We start from the raw sequence: 26144 nt of genomic DNA, 5'->3' as shown, positions 1-26144 counted from the left end.
GCGTGCCCGCCTAACTCTTGGCGGCCCCTCCGCGCGATGCCCGCGTAAAAAAATCCCCGAGCCGGAGCCCCTCGATGACCGACCTGTCCGCCTTTCCGATCACCCAGCGCTGGTCGCCCAAGCATCCCGACCGTCTCCAGCTGTATTCCGCGACAACGCCCAACGGTGTGAAAATCTCGATCGCGCTGGAGGAGCTCGACCTTCCCTATGAGGCGCACCTCGTCCAGATCGGCAAGAATGAAAGCTGGACGCCGGAGTTCCTGTCGCTGAACCCGAACGGCAAGATACCGGCGATCATCGACCCCAACGGTCCGGGCGGCAAGCCGATCGGCCTGTTCGAATCCGGCGCCATCCTGCTCTACCTCACCGACAAGACCGGCAAGCTGATCCCCGCCGACCCGACGCGGCGCTACGAGACCATCCAGTGGGTGTTCTTCCAGATGGCCTCGATCGGGCCGATCTTCGGCCAGGTCGGCTTTTTCAACAAATTCGCCGGGCGTGAGATCGCCGACAAGCGGCCGCTGGAGCGCTATCGCGACGAATCGCGGCGGCTGATCGGCGTGCTCGAGACGAGGCTGAAGGGCCGCACCTGGATCATGGATGACGACTACACCATCGCCGACATCTCGATGCTCGGCTGGGTGCGCAATCTGATCGGCTTCTATGAGGCACGGGAACTCGTCGGTTTCGACGATTTCCCCATCGTTGCGGCATGGCTGGAGCGCGGCCTGGCGCGCCCGGCGGTGCAGAGGGGCCTCAACATCCCGGCCAGAGCCTGATGCGAGGCGAGGCAGAGCCGCGAGAAGCGGCTCGGCCTATTTCGCCTTGGCTTTGGCTTTTGAGCCGCCCCTGCCGATCACGGAAGCAGCGAGCGATGCGGCGCCTCTGGCCGTGGCGACAACCGCGCCGGCGGCAACATTGGCCGTCGCCTTGACCGTGCGCATGGCATTGCCTGCCATCGATCCGCCGGATGCCGCCTTCCTGGGCTTGGCGGCTTTTGGCGCGGTGGTTTTTGCCGCAGTCTTGGCCATGGCCGGCACCACTTTCTTGGGCGGCGCCTTGCCGAAAGCCGGCTTTGCATCCTTGGAGCGCGCCGCTATGGCCGGGCCTGCGCCTGCCTTTGCCTGGGTTGCCTTGGGTTGCGCTGTCTTGCCCTTGACGGGTTTTCTTGCCTTGGTTGCCATTGGACGTTCCCTCATGGCGGCACGATTGCCGGTTTGGGCGATAACGACCAGAAAGTCTTAAGGTTCCCGTTCGGAAATCCTGAGAATTATGCGTGATCGCCGATTACCAAGTCGGCTTGCCGCCGGCGGGCCAGCACGCGGTCGATGTTGGGCATGTCGTTGGAGGCGATCCAGGCGCGGGCATCGGCGTCGGAACGGCCATGGCCATGCCAGCGCTCCAGCAGGCGGCGCTCGAGTTCGGAGCGCGGCACGTCGACATAGATCGTAAAATCGAACAGCGGCGCCAGGCGCGACCATGGCTCTTCGTCGAGCAAGAGGTAATTGCCCTCGACCAGGATGAATTTGGTCTCGGCTGCGACGATCCCCGCGGCGGCGCGCGACAGTTCCATGCTACGGTCGAACACCGGAATGGCGATGTCGGGCTCGCTGGCGCGGATGCGCTTCAGCAGCGTCTCGAAGCCGTAGAAATCAAAGGTTTCCGGCGCACCTTTTCTGGAGCGAAGGCCACGCCGGTCGAGCACGATGTCGTCATAGTGGAACCCATCCATCGGCACGACTTCCGCGGCGCCTTCCGGCAAAAGATCATGCAGGCTGGCCGACAGCGTCGACTTGCCGGCGCCCGGAGGACCGGCAATGGCGACGATGAAGCGCGGCGCCTTGCCGGCACGCTTGAAGATGGTGGCCGCGAGATGGGCGATTTCGGACATTGGGCGCTTCCGGTTGTTCTTTTGCATCTTGTCGGCAGTTTGCGGAAATTTCAAACCGCGATTTGGCCTATTGGGCGACATCTGCCGACGTTAGCGCCGCGCCGGCGCTGGAAAATCAGCCAGGCTGGCCGATGCGCAGGAAATCGCTGTCGAAGGCGATATCGCGGGTCGAGCTGTCGGCTGCGGCCAGGCGCATGCGGCCATCCGACGTTGCGATGTCGCGGGGTGGTTCGCCGCCCGCCTGCGGCAGTGCGCCGATAACATGGCGGAAGGAGACTTCGCCGCCGAGCGCAAAGGCCGTCGCCACGCCTTCGCGCTTCAGCCAGTTGTCACTGATCGACGCGGCGTGACCGACCGCGGCGCGGCCGTCCTCGATGCCGAGCACGCCACGATGGCGGCCGTTCCACGGCGCGTAGTCGCGGCCGCCATTGCTGAACCACAGCATGGTGACCGGCAATTCGGCCGGGTTCTTCAGCACCAGCACCAGATCTTCTTCCGCGCGGCGCGCCAGGGCCGCCCAGCCCGGTCCGCCATGATCGGCCTCGACCAAGGTGAGGAAATCCTCGCGCAGCTGATCGTTGCGATAGTCGCCGAGGTCCGTCGTGCCGCCATCGGCGGTCGGAAAGCGCGTCAGATCGGCGGAACGCGCGGGATAGGCGAGCATAAAGCGGCCGCGGGCCGGATCGGGTTCCAGCGGCTCCTCCAGCGTTGCGGCAAAGCGCTTGGGCGAAAAAGCCAGCCTGCCGCCGTCTTGCATCGCCGTCATCGGATGATGGGCGACGGAAATGGCGCCGGCGCCGCCGGAAAAGACGTGCTCCTGATAGAGGAAGGGGTGGTCGTCGCGCAAGGTGAGGATCTTGTCGACGGCGGCGCCCATCACCCTGTGCTGCAGCCGGAAGGTGGCGCGCCAGCCATCGGATGTCGCGCTGCTGTCGACGACATCCCAGGCGCTGTTGGCCGGCCAGCCGTGCAGCGGTGCCTCCTCGACATCGCTGCGCGAGAACGGTGCGCAAAGGAAATCGCCGGACAGGCGAACGGTGCCTTCGGGCAGGTTTTGCGGCAGCGTCTCGCCCGTGTCGACCCAGGGCGCGCGGTGCAGCGGCTTCAGCTGGCGGCCATCGATGTCGACCACCAAGTCGGCGAGATGGCCGACCGTGAGGTCGAGCGCAACCGAAATGCCTTTTGCCTTGATCGTGACCGTGTCCATGCGCGCACCTGCTGATTCTGCCCGCGCCAGCAAAAGCCGCTCAGGCCCGGTTGTGCAAGCGTGGCCGCCGGCATTTTGCATCAGAGGTTGCTTCACCCTCCCCCTTGTGGGGAGGGTCGATCCGCAAAGCGGATCGGGGTGGGGGTCCTCGTAGGGCGCTACCCCCACCCCGTCGACCGATCTCCGCTTCGCTCCGATCGCTCGCCGACCCTCCCCACAAGGGGGAGGGTAAACGAGCCTATTGCCGCTTGTACTCCCGCACCGGCGACTGGGTGCCGTCCATGTAGGTGACCTGCACCGACATCGACTTCACGCTGTCGGCGACCTTGAAATAGGGCTGGTAGTCGTAGGGAATGGCGTAAGGGTCCTTCTTGTCGCAAGGCGGCATCTTGATCTCCTTGTCGAGCGCCGCACCGTTCAGGCCGTAATGCACCTCCTTGATGGCGCAGCGGAATGACAGCATCTGGCTGAAATAGACCAGGCCGTGATTGCCGCTGGCATCGAAGGCGATCCACGAAGTCCAGAACTGGTCGAGGATCTGCTTCGAGCCCTGCTGGAGGGCGGCGTCCGGATCGAAGCTGATGTCGAACGGGCCGGTCTCGCGTCCTCTCAGATCGAGATATTTGATGGCGATGGTGGTGGCGGCGGTGCTGTCGGGCAACTCGAAGCTCGGATTGGGCATCGGCTTGCCGGTGCGCTGGTCGTTGACCGCCAGGAAGCCGGTGTCGGTGAACGGGCCGCTGTTGCCGAGACGCCAGGAAATGGCGGTGGCCACCTCGGGCAGCGAGATGGTCATCGACCAGCCCTGGTTCGAGCGCATCGGCGTCAAGGTCGGGGCGAAACGCGCGGGGTCGAGCACGTCGCCAAGGGCGGCCAGCCGGCTGCGGCTGCGGTCCAGCCAGTCGGCGAGCTGGGTCTGGTCGACGAAATACTTCAGCAGCCCGCCATCCTTTTCGTAGGAGACGAATTTGGTCAGCGCCTGGGCTTCGCTGCGCTTGTCGGACAGCGACTGGCTGCCGAGGCGATCCTCCGAAAACTCCTGCGCCAAAAGGTAATAGGCCGGGGCGAAATCGGGATGGGCCGCGATGAAGGCGTTGAGTTTTTCCAGGCGCTGGGCATCGTCGAACTGTTCGAGATGGACGAGCTTGATCGACAGCGCCTTGCCCTTGTCGGCCAGCGCGCCGAACACCTCGCGCGAACCCGCCTTGCCGTCCTGCACGCGCAGCAGCGTGGCAAAGCGCGTGTAGGGGTCGATGGCGTCGACGTCGAAACCGGCGAAGGCGAGATAAGAGCGCCGCGCATTGAGCATGTCGCCCGACAGTTCGTAGGCGCGGGCATTGTGATAATACTCGTCGGGACGCTTGGGGTCGGCGATCGCCCCGCCCTGTGCGGCGAGTGCGGCAAACCCCTTGGCGATGGTATCGATCGAGACGGCGATCTGCTCGGTGGTCGCCTGCAGCTTCTCGGCCTGGGCCGCCTGCTGCTTCTGGCCGGCGGCGAGCGTCTCGGTGGTTTGCTTGACCGCCTCGACGCTCTTTTGCGTTTCGGCGCCCTGCACGGCCTGCTGCTGCTGGGTCGAGGCGATCTCCTCGGTCGTCTTGGCCACCGTGTCGGTCGTCTGCTTGACCGCCTCGACCGTCTGCTGCGTCTCGGTGACGGTTTTTTCGATCTTGGCCACCTTGGCCGAGACGATGCCCATCGACTGCTGCAGTTGAGCGATGGCCGGCACCAGGCCGGCGATCACCCCGTTTTGCGAATTGGTCTGCTGTTGCAACCCGTAGACGCCACCGGCGACGGCGGCCGCACTGGTGGCGAAGATCAGCGCCGGCAGCGCCTTGGCCGCCAGCACCAGCCGCAGCACGATGGCGATGGCGATGATGGCTGCCGCGACCGAAGCGACCAGCGCGATATAGGCGGCGAACGGCGCCAGCGGGTTGAGGATGTCGGACGCCGCGCCGCCGATAAAGGCGACGCTGCCGGCCCATTTGCCGGTGCGGCTGAGAGATGCCCTGATCAGCGACGGCGCCTGCGCGCCGAGTTCCATGCTCATATTCAACCCCCAAGCCAAATGTCGCACCACAATTAACAGCAGCGCGACCCCGAAGGCAAAACAGAACAGGAAACAGGCGATTTCGGGGCGGTACTCGGTTCCTCTCCCCCGCTGCGCGGGGGCGAGGCACCCAAGTTCTGCCGCCACCGTTAACCAAATGGACGAAGCAATCGGGTTAGGCTAGGTTCCGGCCCTCTCAGCAACAGCCTGCTTCGGAACCGACTTGCCCGCTTTCCGCTTCCCTTCACTCGTCCAGAGACTTGTCGCGGCGTTCATGCTGCTGCTGTTTGTTGCCGGCTGCACCACCGCGCCGCCGGACTCGGTGTTGGCGGTGCCGGCGCCGCCGCAGAAATATGCGGCCATCGTCATCGACGCCTCGACCGGCAAGCAGCTGTTCGAGGTCAATTCGACCGCGCAGCGCTATCCGGCGTCGCTGACCAAGATGATGACGCTCTATCTGCTGTTCGAGGCGCTGGATTCCGGCCGCGTCACCAAGGCGACGCAGATCCCGGTTTCGGACAATGCCGCCAGGCAGCCGCCGACCAAATTGCGCTTCAAGCGCGGCGAGACCATCGATGTCGATTCGGCGATCCGCGCCATCGTCGTCAAATCGGCCAATGACGTGGCGGTGGCCATCGCCGAATATCTCGGCGGCTCGGAAGAGGCGTTTGCCGGCGCCATGACCGCCAAGGCGCGCCAGATCGGCATGAGCAGCACGGTGTTCCGCAACGCATCGGGCCTGCCCGACGACGACCAGCACACGAGCGCGCGCGACATGGCGGTGCTGGGCATGGCGCTGCGCGCCCGCTTCCCGCAGCAATTCCACTATTTCTCCGAAAGCGACTTCATGTTCCGCGGACGGCTGGTGCGCGGCCACAACGACATGCTGGGCCGGGTGCGCGGCGTCGACGGCATCAAGACCGGCTACATCAAGGCCTCCGGCTTCAACATCGTGACGTCCTACGACGCCGACGGCCGCCGGCTGATCGTGGTGGTGATGGGCGCCGACAGCGCCAGGCAGCGCAACGACCATGTCGAAGCGCTGATCCAGCGCAGCCTGTCGCCGACCAGTGCGAATGCCAAGACAAGGCTGATGTACGCAGGGCAGCAGCCGACCGCTTCGCCGCTACCCGGTTTGCCGCTTCCTGGTTTGCCGGAGCAATAGGCGGTCGCGCGGGCGCTGATCCATCGCGGCCTGACGCCGACCCTTCGTCATCCTAGGGCGCAGCAAGGAGCGGAGCGACGCAGCGCAGACCCTAGGATCCATGCCGTGACCTATGAGCCGTGCCACGGTGCTGACTCTGGCACCGGAACGCCCGCGCAGATGTCCTCTCTTCTGCGTCGTCTCATTTTCGACAAGCGTAACGGCATGGATCCTAGGGTCTGCGCTCCGCTTCGCGTCGCTCCGCCCTAGGATGACGAACTGACAGGCGCAGTCCCAGCCCTCTAATCACAAGAACTTGTTTGGTCACACCAGCTTCACAGTCGCGATGGATATGCCGCGCCGGCTTGGCGTATCGTATCGGAAAGCCCGAGAAACAGGAGCACTGACCATGGCCGGCGACCCCAAGGCATCCGCGCAGAAGGCGGCAGACGACGCGAACCTGTCGGGCGGCGAATATCTCGAGGCGGCCACCGTGGCGGACGACGCGCCTGCGGACGAGCATCTCGAAGCCCCTGATGTGCCGGACTCCGAACCGACCCTGCCCGGCGCATCGCGGGTGAAGCCGAAGAAGAAGCCGTCGGCGATATCAGGCAGGAAGTTCCACAAGCGCGACCTGGTGCGCATCGACGAACTGCGCCCGAGCCTCGCCGACCGCATCCGCGCCGACCATCCGGACCTGCCGCATGGCGCCCGCATCAGCCGCGCCGAGCTCGGCCGCTACCGCATGCGCTACATGGAGGAGCTGCTGCAGCAGGAGCACGGCGAATTCTCCGAGCTCGACCGCCAGGTGGTGGAATCGATCGCCAGGCAGGACACGATTTCGGAAAACTCGGAAGAGGAATTCGAGGAACACCGGACGTTTGCCGACCGCGTCTCCGACAATATGGCGGCGTTCGGCGGCAGCTGGTGGTTCCTGATCTCGTTCGCCAGCGTGCTTGCGGTATGGATCGGCATCAATCTCATCGAGGGCATGGGGGGCGCTTTCGACCCCTATCCCTTCATCCTGCTCAACCTGCTGCTCTCCTGCATCGCCGCGATCCAGGCGCCGATCATCATGATGAGCCAGAAGCGGCAGGAAACCAAGGATCGGCTGCGCTCCTTCAACGACTACCGGGTGAACCTGAAGGCGGAGCTGGAAGTGCGGCACCTGCACGAAAAGCTCGACTATTTGATCTCGCGCCAATGGACACGGCTGGCCGAAATGCAGCAGATGCAGCTGGATGCGATGCATGAGCTGACGGGGGCGAAGAAGCCGAAGCGGGCGACGCGAGGGGTGCGGCGGCGGGTGGCGAAGGTGGAGGCGGCGGGGTGATGGACGCGCAGCGGACGAAAAGCCCTGGCTGTTCGAATGACGAACGGTGAAGCCGCCTTTGGGCGGATCAAAAGGTCCAGTGGACCTTTTGAAGGGGATGAACGCCCAAAGGGCAGGGAGCCTGCGAAGGGCAGCGGCCAATCGCCAATTGCCCGTTGAAGCCCGCGCCGGCTTCCGCTAAGAAGCCGTGGTTGGCCGGTTCACCGGCTGGTTCGTTTTCAAGATCGCCGATCCTGAAGGCACCCGTAGCTCAGCTGGATAGAGCGCTGCCCTCCGAAGGCAGAGGTCACAGGTTCGAATCCTGTCGGGTGCGCCAACCGCCAGTAAATCAGTCTAGCTTTTCGAGCGGTTGCGAACTTGCTCAGTATCCAGTGACGCCTAGGCGGGTCTCCAAGACGGAATCAAAAATTTTGCGAATTTCCGGCTCTGGCAGGACATCCAATAAGCGAAATCCGCCAATTGAGTTGAGCTCCATCATGATGGCACGGAACGCCTTACGCTCAAAGAGGGTCTTCTTTCCTGCCGCCGACTTGACCAGCCCGCGTAGGATCACCGAAAAAACATTCGTCGACTGAGCTATCGTAGGTCTCTCGATGATGTTGGCTCTCACATCCGCACGGAACAAGAATGCTTCGAGCGCCTCCTTCTGATCTATTCCAGAAACACGCGTACATAGGTGCGACATCCACCATAACCGCGAAGCCGCATTGTCACGCTCAATCTGGCGATTGGTGCGCGCGAAAAAGTGGGTTTCGATATGCGCGACGGCCTTCTCATCATCGCTGGGTATCGGCCAACGAGCGCGGACATAGTCAAGCAAAACTGTATGCGTGAGATGGCACCACAGACGCTCGTCGCGAGCGTCATATGGCGTCAATTCTGACAGATATCCATGAACGGCAAGGCAATTCTCGACCTCATGAAATTCCTCGCCTACGGGAACCTTCAGCATCTCCAGTGCCCCTACTTGGGGTGAAATCGGAAGCTCGTGATACTGTGTGGCGTCAAGGTCCAGAAACGAAAACCCGCCTGATCTGTAAGTCTCTATATTGTCTGCGATCGCCTTTCTAAGCGCTGCGACCGTCGAATCCCGTAAAATACGCAATTTCATTGTTCAATTCCCTGAAATACGTAAGCCTCAATTAATTGAAAGGGGCTCCTCATAAGTTTCTCGGTTATCAGATAATCGTCATGCTCATCGATATTTATACCTTCATTGTGGCACTTCTGCTGAATTATCTTGGCCCAACGCGATTCATTCTCATCCGAACCAGACTTCAATATAGATATGCAGTGCATAACCGACGAAAAGTATATTGAGTTCATCAAAACAGCGCGATGCGCTTTGTTGTTTCGCGCTTTATCGATAAGTTCTTTTAACTCGAAGCTTACAAGAATTTGAACCTTGTCATCGGTTGTACGGACTTGCCATTCATGCCCAACAATAGATTCATCTCCAATCAGAACGAATACAGATGACAGCGGTCTAAATACATCTCGATCAATATAAATTATTTGGGGGCGATCCACGGCCAGTACCGACCCAATTTCGTATCTAAATGGTCCATCTCCGAATTCAGAATTTATCAGCTTACTTTTATAATCATCTATTAGCTTCACTGAAGCGATATATGGAAATATCTGTACTTCGCCCCGCAGTCTACCGGCTGGAAAAGTTACCTTAAAGCTCTCCTCTCCAGACACATGCACGTGACGAAAATACGTATCACGGCACGCAAATACTGTTGTATACTGAGCCCTTCCGGCACACACCTCCTCTTGTAGTTCTTTGACGCTTAGATGGAAGGTAACTTCTGCGAAGACCTCTTGTCCATCCGCCGATGGCTCGAACTCAACGGTTACCTGAATGTCTCCATCAATATAGTCGTCTACGTCAGGCCTCAACACTGGGTACGGAAAGGCCCTTAGGCTATCAAACTGCATGAGCTTTGACCTTAATTGTACCTTGGAAAACCCTATCTAGCTCTACATCTACGGTAAGGCGTTGGTTCACGTTACACTGAATGGTCAGGTCCCCGCCCGAAACAGCACCAGCGGACGTGGACGTGATTTTCAAGAGTCGGTTGGTGTCTGCGCCTGAGTCTTCTAGCGTTACCTTCACCTGTCCCGCAATTTCAGGAGTGAAAGAAATCCGTCTCCGAACTGGGGACAGGATAACCGCTCGGACGTTTTGCAGGGCGAGCGTGGAGATGGGGTTCTTTGGAGAAGCGCTTCCACCGCCAGCGCCGCCCTTGGTCGTGTCTCCACCAGTTGACTCGTTTTTGCCCCCACCGCCACCGGAACCTCCACCGTCGCCGCCACTTTCACCGGCGTCATCCCCATCACCGCCGAAATCAGTGTCATCAGTCTCCAGGGTAGCGTCGTCTTGAATATTGGAAGTGGTTGACTTTTTCTTCGGCAAAGGGCGCGCCCGAATTTTCAACGCACCTCTAGGATTTTCGTCACCATTCTTATGCTTTGGTCCGCTACCTTCTTCGTCGTCGCCAAAGAACTCGGCGAGTTCATCGATTTCAGAGACCTCTGCGATTGGATCTTGAGCGTGGCGCTGCAACATTTGACGTACCCATTCCGCTAGTTCACGTAGCGCTACGCGACCGGCCCTCTGTTGTTGGGTTGTAGGAAGACGGTCCGGCTCAAAATCGTTGTGGGGCGGCGGCTCCATTGCCCGCAACAACGCGTTCCCTTTGTCACTGAGGCATTCCAAAACAGCGACAAATTCCTTGAACTCACCAAAACGTCGCAAACGAGTGAGTTCGGAGGTTATAAGCATTCCATTGCGCAAGACAGCCACGCGCTTTGGAAGTCCCTCCCCAACGAGGACGTGAAGACGACAGTGGCCTAGTGAAGCATTCTGAGTCTCCTCGATCTTGCTCTCAGTGCTGGAGAGCGCCCTCAAGAAATGGCCACTGTTTTGAAATGTCTCCGGCTCTTCTTTCTGATCTTTGATCGCGTCTAGGGTGTCTTTGTCGGAGAAGAAGCCTGGTAGAGTTCCTGCGTTAAGCGTTGGCCCTCCCTCGATCGCCAGTGTAAGCTCGTTGCGGCAGATGGCTCCGAAAAAGCTCCGATGCTCGCCGCGAGTATTTTTTCCCAGCCTTTGTTCGGCACGAAACCTAGGATGCTAAGGGTCGTACCGGTGCTTTCACCCTTGCGATGTAGCCAGCTGGGCAATTCATCCAAGTTTCCAACCAAGGGCTGACAGTTTTTCCTTACCCCCCAAAAACCAGTCCCGCGATGAGTAGCGCCCCCGTTGCGGTGAGACATTAGTATCGCCTTGCCCTGAACATAGTGGTGAATTGCACCACTATCGTCACTCCATTGCGTACTTAAAAAGATAGTCCGCAGGCCGGAAACCGTAAAAGGAGCAAATTTTCCAATGCCGAACGAACCCGTAGCCGTGCCGGATTCCTTCTTTGATTGACCTGTCGCCTTCATGAGGGCGAAGTATGGGTAGCCCAACTCACATGGGCCTTTAACACCTGAGGTGTTGCTGTCGGAAAATTGTAAGACTGAGATTTTCGACTTACCGAGAATGTCAATTGCAGTGTCAAAAAATTGCTTGGCCTTTTCGCCCTCAGCTTGAGACTCGATGGCACACAGCTCCAGCGTAGACCGCAACTGATCCACGTCAGGAATGCTTGCTGTCGGAACTTCAACCAAACGAACACTTATGGCGACAGGTGAAGCTATCTTAGCATCCAGCGCATTCTGCGTTCCCTCTCGCCCTAACGAACGAAATGGCGAACCCGCGAAGTGCTCCATTCCTGGCTCATTGAAACCATCCCATTGTTGAGAATTGTCACGCGGAAATTCGAAGCCGATCTTCGTCACCATCTATCCTCCCAGTCGCCAACCGCTTGCGAACAAATTTAGCCAACTCTTCTGCAACTGGGACCGCTACCGCGTTCCCAACTTGAGTGTATCGCTTGGCCCATGGGACACTCTCTGGAAATCGAAAGTCTTTTGGAAATCCCTGCAACGCTAAGCATTCGTACTCAGTCAGCTTTCTGAGACCTGACGGCGCGAACACAAAGGGCACGTTGTGGCCACCCAAGCCCATATTTGCAGTAAGAGTGGGACACACCCCCGGCTCTTTTGTTCGAACAAGATACTTCCTCAGTTGATAAATCTGCCGATCTCCCCTCGCCGCATTACTTATCATATGATAATAACGATTATCTTTTGGCAAATAATATTGATCCCCAACATCGTTGTCAAAGTCAACGAACTCGCTGAGGTCCTTCGCCTTCGCCGACTTGGGCTTGGGGAATTCAAACCGCCCGCTAATAAAATGATCTGTTGAGAGCGCCACCATGAAGAGGCGTACCCGTTGCTGAGGAAGGGCAGTGAATTTATACGCATCAATTTCTTGAGCATTCTCATCCCTAAACCAGTAGCCAGCCTTTCTAATTTCGTTCTGCAATCTCAGAAACCATGCACCTCCGTCGCCGTAGCGGAAAAACGGCGCGTTCTCCAAGACCAGCACGGGAGGCCTTTGGGGCCCAAACTCTCGTAGCAATCTGACAATCTCAAAAAAGAGCTTGCCACGATCGTCATCAAAACCCGAGCGCGTGCCCGCCTGGGAGAAGCTCTGACACGGGAAGCCGGCATGAAGTACATCCACTGGCTCGAGGTTGTCGCCCGCGACGGAAACCTCTCGGATGTCCTTCTGAATAATTCTGGGTGTAGAAACGTTGGCCTGATAGGTTTCAACTGCGTGCTGATTGAGCTCCAGTGCCCACTGGGTTTTTATCCCCTGACGCTCGAATCCTAGGCAGAATCCTCCAATGCCGGAAAACAGTGCGGCAGCCTTCATCGAGGAAGCCTGAAATCAGCCTCCCGGGTTGCGCTCATGCTAGCCTTGAAGCGAAGTTCCACGTCTTGCATTTTCTTGGCTACGGCCTTGATGATTGTCTTCACATCCTCCTCTGAGTACGCATAGTTTGACCTATTTGAAAGATTCCCCAAGAGGTCTAGGTCCTTCAGAACCTTCCTCGTTCTTGCTTCTGCTAAGCGGACAAAATTATCCCGCGCACTGGCCATCACGCTCTCCTGCCTACCAAAGCCGTCTATCGGAAAGGTATCGGGACGTCAATAGGACGCGTAAATATTACGAATATACGCGTTTGGTCAGGCAGTTTGAACTCAAGGATACGTGACAGCGTGCTTGCCCTGAGCGTATCCGTCTCCGCTGGATCCGCTCGTCGTAATTTAAGACGGCTCTCCGAGGGCGTACGTGACAAGGAAACTGATCCGGCAAAGCTGCACGCCAAGACAGTCAGTGATCCCGCTCAAGATAGCAGCAGAGTTTTGCTTCTGCAGCAGCTAAGTTGCGTGTCTCACATTCCCAGATCTCAAGCACTCGCCAGCCTGCTTCCTCCAGTTGTCGCTTGGCGCTTGCATCTCTCTGAACATTCCGAGCGAGCTTCGGAATCCAATAGTCCCTGCTCGAAATCGGGACCTTTGCATACCTACAGCCGGCATGCTGGTGCCAAAAACAACCATGAACAAAGATCACCGCTCGATGCTTTGGCAAGACCAGATCCGGTGTGCCTGGTAGATCGCGTCGATGAAGCCGGAAGCGGAGGCCAAGGCGGTGCACAATCTGGCGCACTGTCCGTTCTGGAGCAGTATTGGCCGACCGGATGCGGCTCATATTATGGCTTCTCTGACTCGCGGTGTGCCGATCGGCCACGGTTGAGCTACTCCGAACAGGAAGGATTCCGGCTGAGTGGAATCACAACAGCGCTGAAATTCAATTGGATAGACGCAACTCCTACAGTCGCATCTACATTTACCTGAAGCTGCCCAGTAGCGGCTTTCTTAAGCGCCTCCTAGCCGCAGTCAGTCAAGCGAACGTTGTTCGCCTGGATCACGCGGTTTTCTATGAGATCTAAATCTTCGCATCGAGGGCCATGTCGTGGCAACATGAAATGCGGCTCGCAACACGGTTTCCTCGGACACTCGCATAGATGTCCCGCTCAACAATCAATCTCCCACGTATACGCCGGCTCTTCGGACGCCAACAATCCTCGATTTTTTCCATCAATTGCCAAATATCTATTCCAATCAATCAAAGCAACAATAACAACGATTTCCAGTAACGTCTATTCGGTAGGAAACTAAAAACCCTGCATTGGCGTAATGATATTGGTAACCGATGTCATTCAGCCTGTGCCCTGGTAACCAACACGGGGAGCGTCATAAATGTTTTTCTTGCGGAATTTTACCAAGACCTTGGCGAGCGGTGCGATTGTCGTCGCTTTGTGCTTTCCCGCTAACGCGGCCGGGCTCGGGTTGGGCCTCGGTGGCGGCGGTGGGGTCAATGCCGGCGCCTCGGTCGGCGGCGGTGGCGTCGGTGTCGGCGCTTCCGTTGGCGGCACCAGCGGCGTCAACGCCGGTGCGGGTGCCACGGTTGGCGGAACCGGCGGCGTTTCCGCAGGGGCCGGGGCTTCCGTCGGCGATGGTGTCAGCGCCGGGGTTGGCGTTGGCGTCACCAGTCCTCGAGATCCCAACCAGCCAGCGATCGCCACGCCGCCAGCGGTGGCTGCGCTTTCCGCCATGTCGAAAAGCCAGATCGCCCGGATGAAGAAACGCTGCGCCAGCGTGCTCAGCGGCAAGGGCACCTACGATCGCGACCTGAAGCAGCTCTGCCTGCTGCTGGCGCGCCGCTGAGCGTTCGCAGTATCGGACAGGCCGTGAGGCTTTGACAGCCTGAAGCTTGTTCCATCCCGATTGAGTCGGGATGGGGCTTTGTTTTTTGTTTGCGGCGGCCTCCCTGTCGACCCGAGGGCAATTGCGTATGGCGGCGCCAGCCCCCCACTCCGGCCGCTGCGCGGCCACCTCTCCCCAATGTCCATGGGGGAGAGGAAACCCAAGCATTTCAAGGCCGCGACCTCGGCGGTTGGCATTTCCTCTCCTCCACGAATGTGGGGGTAGAGGTGGCTCGGCGAAGCCGAGACGGAGTGGGGGAGCGCCATATGCGATTGCCCTGCGGTCGATCCCGGGCAATCGCATATGATAGCGGAGGCGCGCTGACTATGCGTGAACCATCGCCTGCAGCCACGCTGTGATGGCATCGAAATCGATCGCCTTCGTCGTGTCGACATCAAACAGCGGGCCGCGCCGCAGCGGCTCGGCGCGTTTGGCCAGCTCGATCAGCTCGGGGATGTAGGCAGCACCGGGATGGCCGGGCAAACGCTGGCCGAGCCGGGCGCGGTAGCGCTCGGCCAGCACTTCGCCGGGGGCGTGGCACCAGATCTCGGCGGTCTCAACGATACCGGCCTTTTGCAAATGATCCTCGAGCAACTGGCGCGGCTGGAAGCCGAACCAGGCGTCGACGACAAAGATGCTGCCGGCCGGCGCTTCACCGACCACCGACCAGATGGCCTGATAGCTGGCGCGGCCGAGCGTGCGGTTGAATTCACGGTCGCCGCCGCCGAGCGCTTCGAGGAACGGGTTCTTGATCGTATCCAGCGCCAGCAACGGCCAGCCCATGCGCTCGGCAATGAAGCGCGACACCGTGCTCTTGCCTGAGGCCGGGATGCCGTTGACGAGGACGGCGCGCCGGGCGGCAGGCCGGCCCGGACCGAGCCGGGGCAAGGCCGCCGGCGCGGCAGCAGCCTTCCCTTGTGCCGCCAGCGCTTGCAGGCCGGCGCCGATGACGCCGGCGTCGTCGCCGAGTTGCGCCGGTTCGACCTGGCATTGGTACCAGGGCGCCAGAGCCGGGGCGCAGGCAAGCGCCCTGTGCGCCGCGTGGCCAAGGCCGCCGCCGAGCAGCACCAGATCGGGGGCGAACATGGCGACCGCGGTATCGATTGCCCCGCGCAGCGGCCTCGCCCATGCCTCCAATATGCCGCGCGCGACGGCATCGCAGCCGGCATCGCGGGCGAAAAGCTGATCGATCGAGATATCAGGGCCGAGACCGGCGCGGGCGATGTGGCGGCCGAGCGCGGTGCCGGAGCTGGTGGTTTCGACGCAGCCGCGCCGGCCGCAGATGCAATGCTCGCCATTGATGTCGACGCCGATATGGCCGAGTTGCCCCGCCGTCGCCTTGCCGCGCACGATCTGGCGATCCTGCGCTACGGCGCCGCCAATGCCGGTGCCGATGGTGAACATGACGATGTTGTTGTGGCCCCTGCCGGCGCCGCGCGCCATTTCGGCTATCAGCGCCATGTTACAGTCATTGTCGATGATGACGGGCTTGCCGGCCATGCTTTCCAGCCGCTGCGCCAAGGCGACCGAAGCGAGGTCGACATAGCCGCCGGACAACACCGCGCCGCGCCGCGCATCGACGCGACCGGGGACGCCGACGCCGATCGCCGCCACGTCGGTGATATCAAGCTGGCGCACCATGTCGGCGATGCGGCCGAGCACCAACTCCGGGTCGGGCGCGCTTTTCTCGGACAGGCGTTTGAGGATTTCGCCGGTGGCGGAAATGCGGGCGGCCCGCAGATTGGTGCCGCCGATATCGATCCCAATGGCCATCGATCTTTGTGGCATGACGTTCCGTACTTGTCTGGCGCCGGCCTGTGATTCAGGTCAGGCCGAGCCGAAAGCGGCTGATATCGAGAACCGGAGCGGAGCGTACTCAAAGTACGTGAGCACCGGAAGCGCAGGAAACCGGCGTTTGCAGGCCGGCCTCACCTGAATCATGCGGCTTGCCGGCGATAGTTGCCAATCACTGCTTGAAGCTCGCGCAATCTCGACACAGCGATGGTTTTCAGCTTTTCACGCTGAATGTCACGGTCGAGCGAGATGCAGTCCTTCCACAGCGAGCGGCCGGCAATGACGCCCGAGGCGCCGTTCTGCATGGCGATCTCGACCTGGCCAAGGAAGGTCGCGTGGTTGACGCCGGCCGACAGCACCGCCCACGGAACGTCTCCGGCCATGCCGGTGATGCGGGCACAGGATTCCGGCGTGCCGGGATAGGGGAGCTTGAGCACCTTGGCGCCGCAGTCCAGCGAAATGCGGGTGCCTTGCTCGACCAGCGACGGGATCTTGGCCGTATAGTCCTCAACGCTTTCGCCTTCGAGCTGATAAGTCAGGAACTCGACGACGAGCAGCAGGTCCTCCTTGCCGAAGTCGGCGATGCATTGGCGCAAGATGGCAATGTTGTGCGCGTTCGCCTCAGGCTTGTCGGCCCTGAGATAGACCATGATCTTGCCGCCGGTGCCGCCGAGTTCGCGCACGCGGCGCGCGTCGATGCCGGGAACGAGGCGCGACAGGCGGTAGCCCTGCGGCGTCACATCGAAGCCGGAGGCATCGAGGCCGATGAGCAGCGCCGTATCGCGGTTGAGCACGCCTTCATCGACCACACGCGGCACGGCGCAGAGCGGGTCGAGCAGCACGCAGGAGGCCTGGCTGGCGAGGTAGCGGGTGATGTCGGCCTTGGTGTCGCCCAGCATGTCGTTGGTGATCCTGGCCTGTTCCTCGGGGTCCGACGCCAGAAGCGTGCGCATGCCGCCGCGCTGGTCGCAGGCGATCGCCATCATCGCGCCGTCCTTGCCGCAGATCTGCTGGTAGCCGCGCAACTCCGCAGTCGTCATCTTGGTCATGGTGTTTTGTCCGATGTTGGCGCCCGGGGCGCAATTTTGTGGAACAAGAAGGTTGCCTACCTCGCGCAAGGCATGCCGCATCGATCTGCTATCGAACCCTGAAAATCCGGCCGGACCCCACAAGGTGCTGTGGGAACGAACTCACGTTGCAGGTCTGCCCGATTTGCGCGATAACTCGATCAGTCGCCGGACCTGTAACACATTGCTGAAAGGAATTGCAAGCTGTCTGTCCCCTCAGCAAACGATGCGGCCGCATCGCGGACGATGCTGCATACGGTCGCCAAGATGCATTACGAGGCGGAGATGTCGCAGGTCGATATCGCGCGCCGGCTCGGCGTCTCCACTGCGACCATATCGCGGCTGCTGCAGCGGGCCAGGGCAGAAGGCATCGTGCGCATCGAGGTTCTCGACCTGGCAACGCCCGAAATCATCACCACGCAGCTGATCGACGGGCTCGGGCTGCGCAATGCCGCGGTGGTCGAGACACCGGCGGCCGGCGCGCTGGCGGCGCTCGCCGCACCGCTCGGCGCCTTGCTCAGGCAAGCCGAGCTGACGGCCGGCTCGGTGGTCGCGATCGGCTGGGGACGCGCTATCCGCGAGGTGATCCGCGCCGGCCTGCCACGCATTCCCGGCGTTCTCACCGTCGCGGCCACCGGCGGCATGCAGCAGCAGGCGGCGCATTTCCAGATCAACGAGTTTGTGCGGCTGGCCGCCGAGGAGTTCGGCGGCACGCCGCATTTCATCCACGCACCCTATCTGCCGTCGAGCGAATTGCGCGAGGTTTTTCTTGGCGATGCGGCCATTGCCGACAGTGTCGCGCTGTGGGACCGCACCGATGTCGCGATCGTCGGCATCGGCCTGCCGCATGCCATCAACCCGCCCGAGGCAAGTGCCGCGACGCTGAGCGAACAGGCGCTGTTTCATGCCGCCGGAGACGTCATCCGCCACTATTTCGACGCCGACGGCACGCTGATCCCGTGGGAAGGCGAGAGCCGGATGATCGCCATGTCGCCGGCGCAGCTTCGGGCCGTGCCGCTGGTGATCGGCGTCGCCGCCTCGCCGGAGAAGGCGAGCGCCATCATCGGTGCGGTGCGGGCCAAGCTCATCAACGCGCTGATAACCGACACCAAGACGGCGCAGGCCATCCTCGACGCTTTGCCGCGATAGAGTCATCCGCCCGACCGCAAAATCACCCTTTTGCTGGACCATGATCTCGTCCGAAAACCGGTTTCCCCTTTTCGGGATCATGCTCTAGTCTCCGGCGGGGGCTCCGCGGAGCAGACAGATGCCGTCCGTTTTGAAAAGCGTTTCGGCCCGGGAAATACCCGGTTGCAATTTCTTTCAGCAAAGTGTTACAACTTTTCAGCCAGGCACTTATGCGTGTCGGGCAGCGCGGTTCTCTGGACCTTGCGGAGGCAAGGAAACGGAACCGCCGATATCGGGCCGGTCGGTTTCGACCGGCTGACATAACGACTTTGGAGGCGCCTGGGAGGAGCTGCCCGTAACAGCAAGCAGGCGTATCCGGCCGTCAGCCCACCACAGCCTGAACAGTTCAACGGCCATTCCGATTTCAATCGCAACGGCAAATCTGCCAACACCATGAGGAGGATGTCATGAAGAAGATTGTTGCCGCGCTCGCGGCTCTCGCCATCAGCGCAACGGCGCTGATCGGATCGGCTTCGGCTGAAGACAAGAAGTTCACCATTGCGCTCGTTCCGGGCCTGACCACCGACGGCTTCTACATCACCATGCGCAAGGGCGCCCAGGCGGCGGCCGATGCGCTTGGCGTCAACCTGGTTTTCCAGGGCGCCCCGGATTTCAATCCGGTCACCCAGGTCCCCGTGCTTGACGCGGTCATCGCCAAGAAGCCGGACGCCATCCTGATCGCGCCGACCGACAAGGTTCAGCTGGTCGAGCCGCTGCGCAAGGCCAATGATGCCGGCATTCCGGTGATCACCGTCGACACCTTCATCGGCAGCGGCGTCTACCAGACCGGCGCCGGCGATGCGGATTTCCCGCTGGCCTATATTGCCTCGGACAACGTGCTCGGCGGCGAGATCGCTGCGCGCGCCTTGGCCACCGCCATTGGCGACAAGGGCAAGGTCTACGTTTCCAACGTCAAGCCCGGCATCTCGACCACCGACCAGCGTGAAGAAGGCTTCAAGAAGGAGATGGCCAAGCATACCGGCATCACCGTGCTCGAGACCCAGTTCAACGAGGACGACGCCAACAAAGCGGCGTCGCAGCTGCAAGCGGTGTTCGCGCGCAACCCCGATCTCGTCGGCGTGTTCGGCGCCAATTTGTTCTCCGCGCTGGGTGCCGCCAATGGCGTCAAGCAGGCCGGGCAGAGCGGTGTCGTCAAGGTCGTGGCGTTCGACGCGCCGACCAGCATCGTCGACAACATCAACACCGGCCTGGTCGACGTTGCGATTGCCCAGCATCCGGCCGAGATCGGCTATTTCGGCGTCGTTTCGGCCTATGCCCATCTGACCGGCCATTCGATCCCGGTTGCGATCGGCACCGGCTTCACGATCATGGACAAGTCCAACATCGCGGATCCGAACATCTCGAAGTATCTTTACTCCGAATAAGTCCTCACTCTGGTCTCCTCCCGGCGAGCCGGGAGGAGACCGATGCCCGGTATCGCGCCGGGACCCTGTTTGACACAGGCCTGGCCAGGACAGCCAAGCCGCGGATCGGATGCATTGATGACGTCAACATCACAACAGGTCGAAAAGCATGTCGCCCCCCAGGCGGACCATGGTGATCCCACCAGGACCTTGCTCGGCCGGATCGCCGAAGGCCGGGCCTGGCTGTTCCTTGCCGGCCTGATCATCTGTTTCGAGGTCTGGTCGCGGCTCTCCTTCGGCGCCACCTTCGTGCTCAATCCGTTCAACGTGCAGTCCATTGCAATCTTTGCCGTTGCGCCGTTGCTGCTGGCGACCGGACAGACATTCGTCATCATTTCGGGCGGTATCGACCTCTCGCTGGGCTTCATCATGGGGCTGGCGGCCGTCATCGCCGCGCACGCGACCAACATGGCGGGCGCCGCAATCCCGCTGCCGGTGGCCATGCTGGCCGGCATCCTGGCCGCCGTGCTTGTCGCCGGCGTGCCCGGCGTCATCAACGGCCTGTTGATCTCGCGGCTCAGAATCCCGCCCTTCATCGGCACGCTCGGCATGTTCGGCGTGGCGCGCGGCGCTGCCTACCTGCTCGCCGGCGGCACCACGGTGCCGGTGCAGAATTCCTGGTTCGCGCTGCTCGGCAACGGCAAATTCTACGGCGTGCCCTATCTCGTGATGATCACCGCCATCTTCGTCATCGTGATGCACTATTTGCTCAGCCAGACCCGGTTCGGCCAGCACAATTACGCCATCGGCGCCAACGTCCAGGCGGCGCGTCGCGCCGGCATCGACATCAGGGGGCACATACTGCGCCTCTACGTGCTGTCGGCGATGTGCGCCGGCCTTGGTGGGGCGCTCTATGCGGCGCGCTTCACCGCCGGCGCCGCGCAGGCCGGCGAGCCGCTGCTGCTCGACAGTGTCGCGGCCGTGGTCATCGGCGGCGCCAGCCTGTTCGGCGGCTCCGGCACCATCTTCGGCACGGTCGCCGGCGCGCTGGTGATCGCGGTCATCCAGTACGGGCTGGTTTTCGTCAATGTCGAGCCGTTCTGGCAGTTCATCGCTGTCGGCGTCGTCATCATCATCTCCGTCCTAATCGACCAGGCGCAGCGCCGGTTCAGTGGAGCTCGCCAGGATGAATAGTTCCGATCAGACCACACCGCTTCTCGAAGTTCGCCACCTTTCCAAGCATTTTGGCGCGGTGCAGGCGCTCAACGATTTCTCCATGGCCGTGCGGCCGGGCGAAGTGGTGGCGCTGGCCGGCGACAACGGCGCCGGCAAGACGACGCTGATCAAGGCGATATCGGGGGTGTTTCAACCGACCGGCGGCGAGATCCTGCTCAGGGGTCAGCCCGTCACCTTTGCGACGCCGCAGGAGGCGCGCGAAAGAGGCATAGAGACCATCTACCAGGACCTGGCGCTGGCCGACAATCTGTCGATCGGCGCCAACATCTTCCTTGGCCGTGAACCCATGCGCAAAGCCTTCGGCTTCCTGCCGGTGCTCGACCGCAAGGCGATGGCCGTCGCCGCCAAGCAGACCATGAGCCGGCTGGATTTCCATGTCAGCCGGCTGGAGGCGCCGGTCAGCAATTTCTCCGGCGGCCAACGCCAAGCGGTCGCCATCGGCCGGGCCGTCTATTGGGACGCGCAGATCCTGATCATGGACGAACCGACGGCAGCGCTCGGCGTGCCGGAGCAGCGCAAGGTGATTTCGCTGATCCACCAGCTCAAGGCGCAAGGCCGCGGCGTGATCTTCATCTCGCACAATCTGCAGGACATCTTTGCCGTCTCCGACCGCATCGTCGTGCTCAGGCGCGGCGTCCAGGCCGGCGAGCGCAAAATATCGGAAACCAACCATGACGAAGTCGTCAAGCTGATGGTTGGCGGATAGAGCGGCGAACGGCGAGCCGAGGCTTTAGCCCACCGATGTTTCGCGCTAACTCGCGATCGGCCCGGCGACGGCGCTGACCGACTCCCGCTCCACCAGCGGACACTCCAGCTTGGTGATGGGATACCGCCCACGGCCAGGCGGGGCCGGCACTTCCAGTTGCTCGATCGCCCATTGGCCCATCGCCATATGCGGCAGGATCGAGGTCGTCAGCGGCGGGAACAGATGGCGGGCGATTTCCTCGTCGTCATAGCCGACGACGGAAATATCCTGGGGGATGTGCAAGCCGGCTTCCTTCAGCGCTTCGTAGCAGCCGATGGCGGTGCGGTCGTTCTGGCAGAAGATGGCGGTCGGCCGATCCTCCAGCGCCAAAAGCCTGACGGTCGCGGCATAGCCGGCGCTGGCCGACCAGTCGCCCTCGACCACCAGTTCCGGATCGAACGGGATGTCGGCCGTGGCCAGCGCCCGGCGGTAACCCTTCAGCCTATCCTGCGCCGCCTGCATCCAGGGTTCACCGGTGATGGTGGCGATGCGGCGGTGGCCATGGCTGATCAGATGGCGGGTGGAACTCTGGCCGCCGGCGATCTCGCTCGGCACCACGGCAGGGAAGGCATAGTCGGCGGTGTAGCAATTGAGCAGGATGACCGGGATGTCGAGACCGTAGAGATAGTCGGGGGCAACGATCTCGCGGGTGAAGATGGTCATGTAGATCAGCGCCGAAATGCCCCGCTTGGTCAGTGCTGCAATGGCGCGCGGCTCCATGACCGAATCGCCCAGCGTCTGCGCCACCAAAAGCACATTGCCGGCATTCCACGACGCTTGCCGCGCGCCCTCGATAGCGACGACCGCTTCCGGGCTGGTCGCCAGCTGGTCGACGGCAAAGCCGATCACCCCGTCCAGCCCGTCGAAGGCGGGCACCGGGCGTTGCAAGGCGGAAAAGGCGGGCGGTGAATAGCCAAGCGTGCGCGCCGCCTCGATCACCCGCTCGCGGGTCTGCTGCGACAGCCTGATGCCCGGCGTGTTGTTGAGCACGAACGAAACCGTCGCCTGCGAGCAGCCCGCGGCCCTGGCGATGTCGGTCATGGTGACACGGCCCTTGGGGTTTTTGCCCGCTGGCTTGCGGCGCCGGGAAACCTCGGGAGAGGGATCGCGCAGTTCCGTCGGTTCGCTCATTGCAGTCTCGTCCCCCATCCCAGCCTGTCTAACCACAGGCCGGCACAACAGCAAGATGGTCCGGTGGCGTGCGTTTATAATCTGACCGCGCGCCAATGATTATTAGCATCCCGGCTACCATACAGCCGTCCGCGACGCGTGAGCAGGCAAGGCATCAGGCAACGTCTGATAGGGCAAGACCTTGCGGTGGCTCTTCTTTTTCGCTCCGCCACGGCTCGCATCGACCGCAAACCTCCCCGTCTTCGCCGCCATCTCCACAACCGACCTCGCGATTTCCAACCGGAAACTAATACTATTTACTAATACCCGTAAGCGTTCTAACGTCAAATGGTCATGCAAAGCTCGGGATCGAGCAGCGATGACTGGAGCAGGCGTATGGCACGATATCGGGCAGGCTGCGGCCGGCAGGACAATGCCATACGTTCACGGAAATGTCAGACAAATCGGACTATTTACGAACCGCAAATGAGTCTCTAAAGTCCACGTCGTGGCTGGAACGGCGCCGTTCTTTCGCTGCCCTAGAAGCGCCTTGAGGAGAGGGCGTCCAAGCCACAAACGACAATTTTCTGATCAGCGAAAATGTCTAAGCCAAATGGGAGGTTGAACATGAAATCTGCAATACGAAACGCATCCGTAGCCGCGGCTGCCCTGCTGCTGGGATTGTCGGCGACGGCGATCGCGCGTGCCGACGACAAGCCGACACTGGCCTTCGTCGTCAACGGCGCTTCCGATTTCTGGAAGGCGGCCGAAGCCGGCGTCAAGAAGGCGCAGGGCGAACTGCCCGACTACAATCTCGAACTCAAATATCCGGAGCAGTCCTCGGTCGCCATCCAGCAGCGGCTGATGGACGATCTGGTGACCGCCGGCGTCAAGGGCATCATGGTGTCCGCCGTCGACCCCAAGACCTCGACCGACGGCCTGAACAAGATCGCTTCGGAAACGGCGCTGTTCACCACCGACAGCGACGCACCGCAGACCAAGCGCGTCGCCTATATCGGCTCGTCCAACGTCGATGCCGGCAAGCAGGCGGCCGAGATTGCCAAGAAGGCGATGCCCGATGGCGGCAAGTGCCTGGGCTTCGTCGGACTGCTCGGCGCCGACAATGCCAAGGAACGCATCCAGGGCATGAAGGACGGGCTCGCCGGCAGCAAGATCGAACTGGTCGACGTGCGCGGCGACGATATCGACCAGGCGCGCGCCAAGAAGAATGTCGAGGACGCGCTGGTCGCCAGCCCCGACATCACCTGCATGGTCGGCTTCTACTCCTACAACACGCCGCGCATCTATGAAGCGCTGCGCGACGCGGGCAAGCTCGGCTCGATCACCGTCGTCGGCTTCGATGACGATCCGATCACGCTGGGCGGCGTCAAGGAAGGCACCGTGGCGGCGACTGTCGTGCAGCAGCCCTTCGAATGGGCCTATCAAGGCATGAAGCTGATGGCGGCCTATCTCAAGGGCGACAAGTCCGGCATTCCGGAAGGGGGCCTGATCATCGTCCCGACCAAGATCATCGGCAAGGATGACGTCGACGCCTATGCCGCCAATCTGAAGGCGATGTCCGGGAACTAAGCGAATGAATTGCGCCGGCTCGGGGTTCATCCCGGGCCGGCGGTTCGCATTGACGAACCCGGCAAGGGTCGTCAGTCTGCAGATGGGACTATTTTGTTCCACCGGCTGCTGTCAGGCATGATGAATTACTCCGACACATCCATCGTTGCATCCACCACCGCTCCGTTCCTCAGCCTCGAGGGCGTGCGCAAGACCTATCCCGGCGTTGTCGCGCTGGACGGGTTTTCGATGGAGGTCAGGCCGGGCGAAGTGATCGGCCTGGTCGGTGAAAACGGCGCCGGCAAATCGACCCTGATGAAAATCCTCGGCGGCGTGACGACCCCGGACACCGGCACGATCACCGTCGACGGCGTCGCGCATCACGGGCTGACCGTCGAAGGCAGCCTCGGTTCGGGCATCGCCTTCGTCCACCAGGAACTCAACCTGTTCGAAAACCTCGACGTCGCCGCCAATATCTTTTTCGGCCGCGAGCCGTTGCGCGGCGGCCCGCTCAGGCTGGTCGACCGGGTAAAACTGCGCTCCATGGTGGCGCCGTTGCTGAAGCGGGTGGGTGCCAACTTCTCGGCCGACACACCGGTTTCGTCGCTGTCGCTGGCGCAGCAGCAGATGGTCGAAATCGCCAAGGCGCTGTCGATCAAGGCGCGGCTGGTGATCCTGGACGAACCGACGTCGAGTCTGCCGCTCGCCGAGACCGACAAATTGCTCGATGTCATCGCCGCGCTGAAGGCCGACGGCATCAGCGTCATCTTCATCTCGCACCGCCTGCACGAGGTCGAGCGGGTCGCCGACCGCGTCGTCGTGCTCAGGGACGGCCTGCTTGCCGGCACCTTGCCGAAAAGCTCGATCAATCACGACCAGATGGTCAAGCTGATGATCGGCCGCATGCTGAAGGAGCGCGAGAAGGCCGCCGAAGCGGCGCGCGCGCCAGGCAGCGTCGCGCTGTCGGCCAAGGCCATCCGCACCGGCGCCTATCCCGACCGTCCGGTCGACCTCGACGTCAGGCACGGCGAGATCCTCGGCCTGGCCGGACTGGTCGGCTCCGGCCGCACCGAACTGGCGCGCGTGCTGTTCGGCATCGACAAGAGCTTTGGCGGCACCTTGCAGCTCGACGGCAAAAGCCTGGTCCTGGGTTCGGCCGCCGACGCGGTGGCCAGCGGCATCTTCCTGGTGCCGGAAGACCGCAAACTGACCGGCATCCTGCTTGATCTCTCGATCGCTCAGAATATTTCGCTGCCGAATTTGCCGGCGCATGCCAGGCGTTCCCTGGTTTCCGCCAGCACCGAGGCCGCCACGGCCGAGAAGCAGAAGACCAATCTCGGCATCAAGGCGCCGTCGGTGCAGACGCGCACCGGCACGCTCTCGGGCGGCAACCAGCAAAAGGTGGTGCTGGGCAAATGGCTGGCGATGGACCCCAAGGTAATGATCCTGGACGAGCCGACGCGCGGCATCGACATTGGCGCCAAGGCGGAGATTTACGGGCTGATGCGGGCGCTGGCCGATGCCGGCGTCGCGGTGCTGATGATCTCCAGCGACATGGAAGAGGTGATCGGCGTTTCGGACCGCATCGCCGTCATGCATGAGGGCCAGATCTCCGGCATTCTCGACAAGGAACACTTCAGCCAGGAAAACGTGCTGTTGCTGGCTGTCGGCAAGAAGCCGAACTAGGTCTTGTTTTTGCCGCCGTCGCAAAACG

23 protein-coding genes and 1 tRNA gene are annotated in these 26144 nt (G+C 61.6%); 11 read left to right on the top strand and 13 right to left on the bottom strand.

The annotated features are described in order from the left end of the window. The first annotated feature begins 74 nt into the window (after positions 1 to 74). On the top strand, positions 75 to 779 hold the full coding sequence (locus tag AC1DXN_RS15205; protein WP_477274333.1) for a glutathione S-transferase family protein: 705 nt from the start codon (positions 75 to 77) through the stop codon (positions 777 to 779). Between the two features lie 36 nt (positions 780 to 815). Here the strand turns inward: AC1DXN_RS15205 and AC1DXN_RS15200 are convergent, their stop codons facing one another. From AC1DXN_RS15200 to AC1DXN_RS15185, 4 genes are all read right to left on the bottom strand, one after another. After that, complete coding sequence (locus AC1DXN_RS15200; RefSeq protein WP_477274331.1) at positions 816 to 1184, bottom strand: hypothetical protein; 369 nt, start codon at positions 1182 to 1184, stop codon at positions 816 to 818. Positions 1185 to 1270: 86 nt separating this feature from the next. Then, positions 1271 to 1891, bottom strand: coding sequence for a nucleoside triphosphate hydrolase (locus tag AC1DXN_RS15195; protein WP_477274329.1), 621 nt, complete (start codon positions 1889 to 1891; stop codon positions 1271 to 1273). 115 nt (positions 1892 to 2006) lie between these two features. Further along, the gene (locus AC1DXN_RS15190; RefSeq protein WP_477274327.1) at positions 2007 to 3098 is read right to left on the bottom strand and encodes a hypothetical protein; all 1092 of its coding nucleotides are present in this window, start codon (positions 3096 to 3098) and stop codon (positions 2007 to 2009) included. A gap of 238 nt (positions 3099 to 3336) precedes the next feature. Beyond that, complete coding sequence (locus AC1DXN_RS15185; RefSeq protein WP_477274500.1) at positions 3337 to 5142, bottom strand: methyl-accepting chemotaxis protein; 1806 nt, start codon at positions 5140 to 5142, stop codon at positions 3337 to 3339. Positions 5143 to 5422: 280 nt separating this feature from the next. Between AC1DXN_RS15185 and AC1DXN_RS15180 the strand changes: the two genes are divergently transcribed. The 3 genes from AC1DXN_RS15180 to AC1DXN_RS15170 all read left to right on the top strand — a co-directional run bounded on the left by AC1DXN_RS15180 (position 5423) and on the right by AC1DXN_RS15170 (position 7941). Beyond that, positions 5423 to 6313: a D-alanyl-D-alanine carboxypeptidase family protein gene (locus tag AC1DXN_RS15180; RefSeq protein ID WP_477274498.1), complete on the top strand. Its 891-nt coding sequence runs from the start codon at positions 5423 to 5425 to the stop codon at positions 6311 to 6313. Positions 6314 to 6701: 388 nt separating this feature from the next. Continuing rightward, a complete protein-coding gene (locus AC1DXN_RS15175; protein WP_477274325.1) occupies positions 6702 to 7625 on the top strand; it encodes a DUF1003 domain-containing protein in 924 nt (307 codons plus the stop codon). Between the two features lie 239 nt (positions 7626 to 7864). Continuing rightward, positions 7865 to 7941 (top strand) — tRNA-Arg (locus tag AC1DXN_RS15170). 45 nt (positions 7942 to 7986) lie between these two features. Here the strand turns inward: AC1DXN_RS15170 and AC1DXN_RS15165 are convergent. The 6 genes from AC1DXN_RS15165 to AC1DXN_RS15140 all read right to left on the bottom strand — a co-directional run bounded on the left by AC1DXN_RS15165 (position 7987) and on the right by AC1DXN_RS15140 (position 13338). Beyond that, positions 7987 to 8736, bottom strand: a complete 750-nt coding sequence (locus tag AC1DXN_RS15165; RefSeq protein ID WP_477274323.1) for a DUF6339 family protein — start codon at positions 8734 to 8736, stop codon at positions 7987 to 7989. Then, positions 8733 to 9569: a hypothetical protein gene (locus AC1DXN_RS15160; RefSeq protein ID WP_477274321.1), complete on the bottom strand. Its 837-nt coding sequence runs from the start codon at positions 9567 to 9569 to the stop codon at positions 8733 to 8735. Before AC1DXN_RS15160 ends, AC1DXN_RS15165 begins: the two co-directional genes overlap by 4 nt. After that, a complete protein-coding gene (locus tag AC1DXN_RS15155; RefSeq protein ID WP_477274319.1) occupies positions 9559 to 10437 on the bottom strand; it encodes a hypothetical protein in 879 nt (292 codons plus the stop codon). The genes AC1DXN_RS15160 and AC1DXN_RS15155 overlap by 11 nt, the downstream gene beginning before the upstream one ends. Positions 10438 to 10598: 161 nt before the next feature. Next, a complete protein-coding gene (locus tag AC1DXN_RS15150) occupies positions 10599 to 11477 on the bottom strand; it encodes a hypothetical protein (RefSeq protein WP_477274317.1) in 879 nt (292 codons plus the stop codon). Further along, positions 11443 to 12459 (bottom strand): DNA (cytosine-5-)-methyltransferase, encoded by a 1017-nt coding sequence (gene dcm / locus AC1DXN_RS15145; RefSeq protein WP_477274315.1) that lies wholly within the window; start codon positions 12457 to 12459, stop codon positions 11443 to 11445. Before dcm ends, AC1DXN_RS15150 begins: the two co-directional genes overlap by 35 nt. Before the next feature lie 462 nt (positions 12460 to 12921). Next, a complete protein-coding gene (locus AC1DXN_RS15140; RefSeq protein ID WP_477274313.1) occupies positions 12922 to 13338 on the bottom strand; it encodes a very short patch repair endonuclease in 417 nt (138 codons plus the stop codon). Positions 13339 to 13850: 512 nt separating this feature from the next. On the opposite strand from AC1DXN_RS15140, the gene AC1DXN_RS15135 reads away from it, so the two are divergent. After that, positions 13851 to 14318, top strand: a complete 468-nt coding sequence (locus AC1DXN_RS15135) for a hypothetical protein (protein WP_477274311.1) — start codon at positions 13851 to 13853, stop codon at positions 14316 to 14318. A 363-nt stretch (positions 14319 to 14681) separates the two neighbouring features. On the opposite strand, the gene AC1DXN_RS15130 is transcribed toward AC1DXN_RS15135, so the two are convergent. Next, the gene (locus tag AC1DXN_RS15130) at positions 14682 to 16130 is read right to left on the bottom strand and encodes an ROK family protein (protein ID WP_477421583.1); all 1449 of its coding nucleotides are present in this window, start codon (positions 16128 to 16130) and stop codon (positions 14682 to 14684) included. Between the two features lie 164 nt (positions 16131 to 16294). Then, positions 16295 to 17200: a tagatose-bisphosphate aldolase gene (locus tag AC1DXN_RS15125; RefSeq protein WP_477274307.1), complete on the bottom strand. Its 906-nt coding sequence runs from the start codon at positions 17198 to 17200 to the stop codon at positions 16295 to 16297. 264 nt (positions 17201 to 17464) lie between these two features. Between AC1DXN_RS15125 and AC1DXN_RS15120 the strand changes: the two genes are divergently transcribed. The 4 genes from AC1DXN_RS15120 (at position 17465) to AC1DXN_RS15105 (ending at position 21712) form a co-directional block, all read left to right on the top strand. Beyond that, the gene (locus AC1DXN_RS15120; protein ID WP_477274305.1) at positions 17465 to 18367 is read left to right on the top strand and encodes a sugar-binding transcriptional regulator; all 903 of its coding nucleotides are present in this window, start codon (positions 17465 to 17467) and stop codon (positions 18365 to 18367) included. Between the two features lie 446 nt (positions 18368 to 18813). Then, on the top strand, positions 18814 to 19791 hold the full coding sequence (locus AC1DXN_RS15115; RefSeq protein WP_477274303.1) for an ABC transporter substrate-binding protein: 978 nt from the start codon (positions 18814 to 18816) through the stop codon (positions 19789 to 19791). A gap of 117 nt (positions 19792 to 19908) precedes the next feature. Then, positions 19909 to 20964 (top strand): ABC transporter permease subunit, encoded by a 1056-nt coding sequence (locus AC1DXN_RS15110; protein ID WP_477274301.1) that lies wholly within the window; start codon positions 19909 to 19911, stop codon positions 20962 to 20964. Beyond that, entirely contained in the window at positions 20957 to 21712 is a 756-nt protein-coding gene (locus tag AC1DXN_RS15105) for an ATP-binding cassette domain-containing protein (protein WP_477274299.1), read from the top strand. Before AC1DXN_RS15110 ends, AC1DXN_RS15105 begins: the two co-directional genes overlap by 8 nt. Before the next feature lie 45 nt (positions 21713 to 21757). Here the strand turns inward: AC1DXN_RS15105 and AC1DXN_RS15100 are convergent, their stop codons facing one another. After that, positions 21758 to 22882: a LacI family DNA-binding transcriptional regulator gene (locus AC1DXN_RS15100; RefSeq protein WP_477274297.1), complete on the bottom strand. Its 1125-nt coding sequence runs from the start codon at positions 22880 to 22882 to the stop codon at positions 21758 to 21760. A gap of 606 nt (positions 22883 to 23488) precedes the next feature. Between AC1DXN_RS15100 and AC1DXN_RS15095 the strand changes: the two genes are divergently transcribed. Both AC1DXN_RS15095 and AC1DXN_RS15090 read left to right on the top strand, forming a co-directional pair. After that, the gene (locus tag AC1DXN_RS15095; RefSeq protein ID WP_477240667.1) at positions 23489 to 24451 is read left to right on the top strand and encodes a sugar-binding protein; all 963 of its coding nucleotides are present in this window, start codon (positions 23489 to 23491) and stop codon (positions 24449 to 24451) included. 120 nt (positions 24452 to 24571) lie between these two features. Then, positions 24572 to 26116 (top strand): sugar ABC transporter ATP-binding protein, encoded by a 1545-nt coding sequence (locus tag AC1DXN_RS15090; protein WP_477274496.1) that lies wholly within the window; start codon positions 24572 to 24574, stop codon positions 26114 to 26116. Positions 26117 to 26144: the final 28 nt, after the last annotated feature.

This window comes from Mesorhizobium sp. P2_H9, from assembly GCF_056403215.1.
This window is presented reverse-complemented; position numbering and strand designations above follow the sequence as displayed.

Bases quoted from the DNA above. Each gene is read 5' to 3' on its own strand.
- AC1DXN_RS15205 (WP_477274333.1), top strand. From the start codon at position 75: ATGACCGACCTGTCCGCCTTTCCGATCACCCAGCGCTGGTCGCCCAAG.
- AC1DXN_RS15200 (WP_477274331.1), bottom strand. From the start codon at position 1,184: ATGGCAACCAAGGCAAGAAAACCCGTCAAGGGCAAGACAGCGCAACCC.
- AC1DXN_RS15195 (WP_477274329.1), bottom strand. From the start codon at position 1,891: ATGTCCGAAATCGCCCATCTCGCGGCCACCATCTTCAAGCGTGCCGGC.
- AC1DXN_RS15190 (WP_477274327.1), bottom strand. From the start codon at position 3,098: ATGGACACGGTCACGATCAAGGCAAAAGGCATTTCGGTTGCGCTCGAC.
- AC1DXN_RS15185 (WP_477274500.1), bottom strand. From the start codon at position 5,142: ATGGAACTCGGCGCGCAGGCGCCGTCGCTGATCAGGGCATCTCTCAGC.
- AC1DXN_RS15180 (WP_477274498.1), top strand. From the start codon at position 5,423: ATGCTGCTGCTGTTTGTTGCCGGCTGCACCACCGCGCCGCCGGACTCG.
- AC1DXN_RS15175 (WP_477274325.1), top strand. From the start codon at position 6,702: ATGGCCGGCGACCCCAAGGCATCCGCGCAGAAGGCGGCAGACGACGCG.
- AC1DXN_RS15165 (WP_477274323.1), bottom strand. From the start codon at position 8,736: ATGAAATTGCGTATTTTACGGGATTCGACGGTCGCAGCGCTTAGAAAG.
- AC1DXN_RS15160 (WP_477274321.1), bottom strand. From the start codon at position 9,569: ATGCAGTTTGATAGCCTAAGGGCCTTTCCGTACCCAGTGTTGAGGCCT.
- AC1DXN_RS15150 (WP_477274317.1), bottom strand. From the start codon at position 11,477: ATGGTGACGAAGATCGGCTTCGAATTTCCGCGTGACAATTCTCAACAA.
- dcm (WP_477274315.1), bottom strand. From the start codon at position 12,459: ATGAAGGCTGCCGCACTGTTTTCCGGCATTGGAGGATTCTGCCTAGGA.
- AC1DXN_RS15135 (WP_477274311.1), top strand. From the start codon at position 13,851: ATGTTTTTCTTGCGGAATTTTACCAAGACCTTGGCGAGCGGTGCGATT.
- AC1DXN_RS15130 (WP_477421583.1), bottom strand. From the start codon at position 16,130: ATGGCCATTGGGATCGATATCGGCGGCACCAATCTGCGGGCCGCCCGC.
- AC1DXN_RS15125 (WP_477274307.1), bottom strand. From the start codon at position 17,200: ATGACCAAGATGACGACTGCGGAGTTGCGCGGCTACCAGCAGATCTGC.
- AC1DXN_RS15120 (WP_477274305.1), top strand. From the start codon at position 17,465: ATGCTGCATACGGTCGCCAAGATGCATTACGAGGCGGAGATGTCGCAG.
- AC1DXN_RS15115 (WP_477274303.1), top strand. From the start codon at position 18,814: ATGAAGAAGATTGTTGCCGCGCTCGCGGCTCTCGCCATCAGCGCAACG.
- AC1DXN_RS15110 (WP_477274301.1), top strand. From the start codon at position 19,909: ATGACGTCAACATCACAACAGGTCGAAAAGCATGTCGCCCCCCAGGCG.
- AC1DXN_RS15105 (WP_477274299.1), top strand. From the start codon at position 20,957: ATGAATAGTTCCGATCAGACCACACCGCTTCTCGAAGTTCGCCACCTT.
- AC1DXN_RS15100 (WP_477274297.1), bottom strand. From the start codon at position 22,882: ATGAGCGAACCGACGGAACTGCGCGATCCCTCTCCCGAGGTTTCCCGG.
- AC1DXN_RS15095 (WP_477240667.1), top strand. From the start codon at position 23,489: ATGAAATCTGCAATACGAAACGCATCCGTAGCCGCGGCTGCCCTGCTG.
- AC1DXN_RS15090 (WP_477274496.1), top strand. From the start codon at position 24,572: ATGAATTACTCCGACACATCCATCGTTGCATCCACCACCGCTCCGTTC.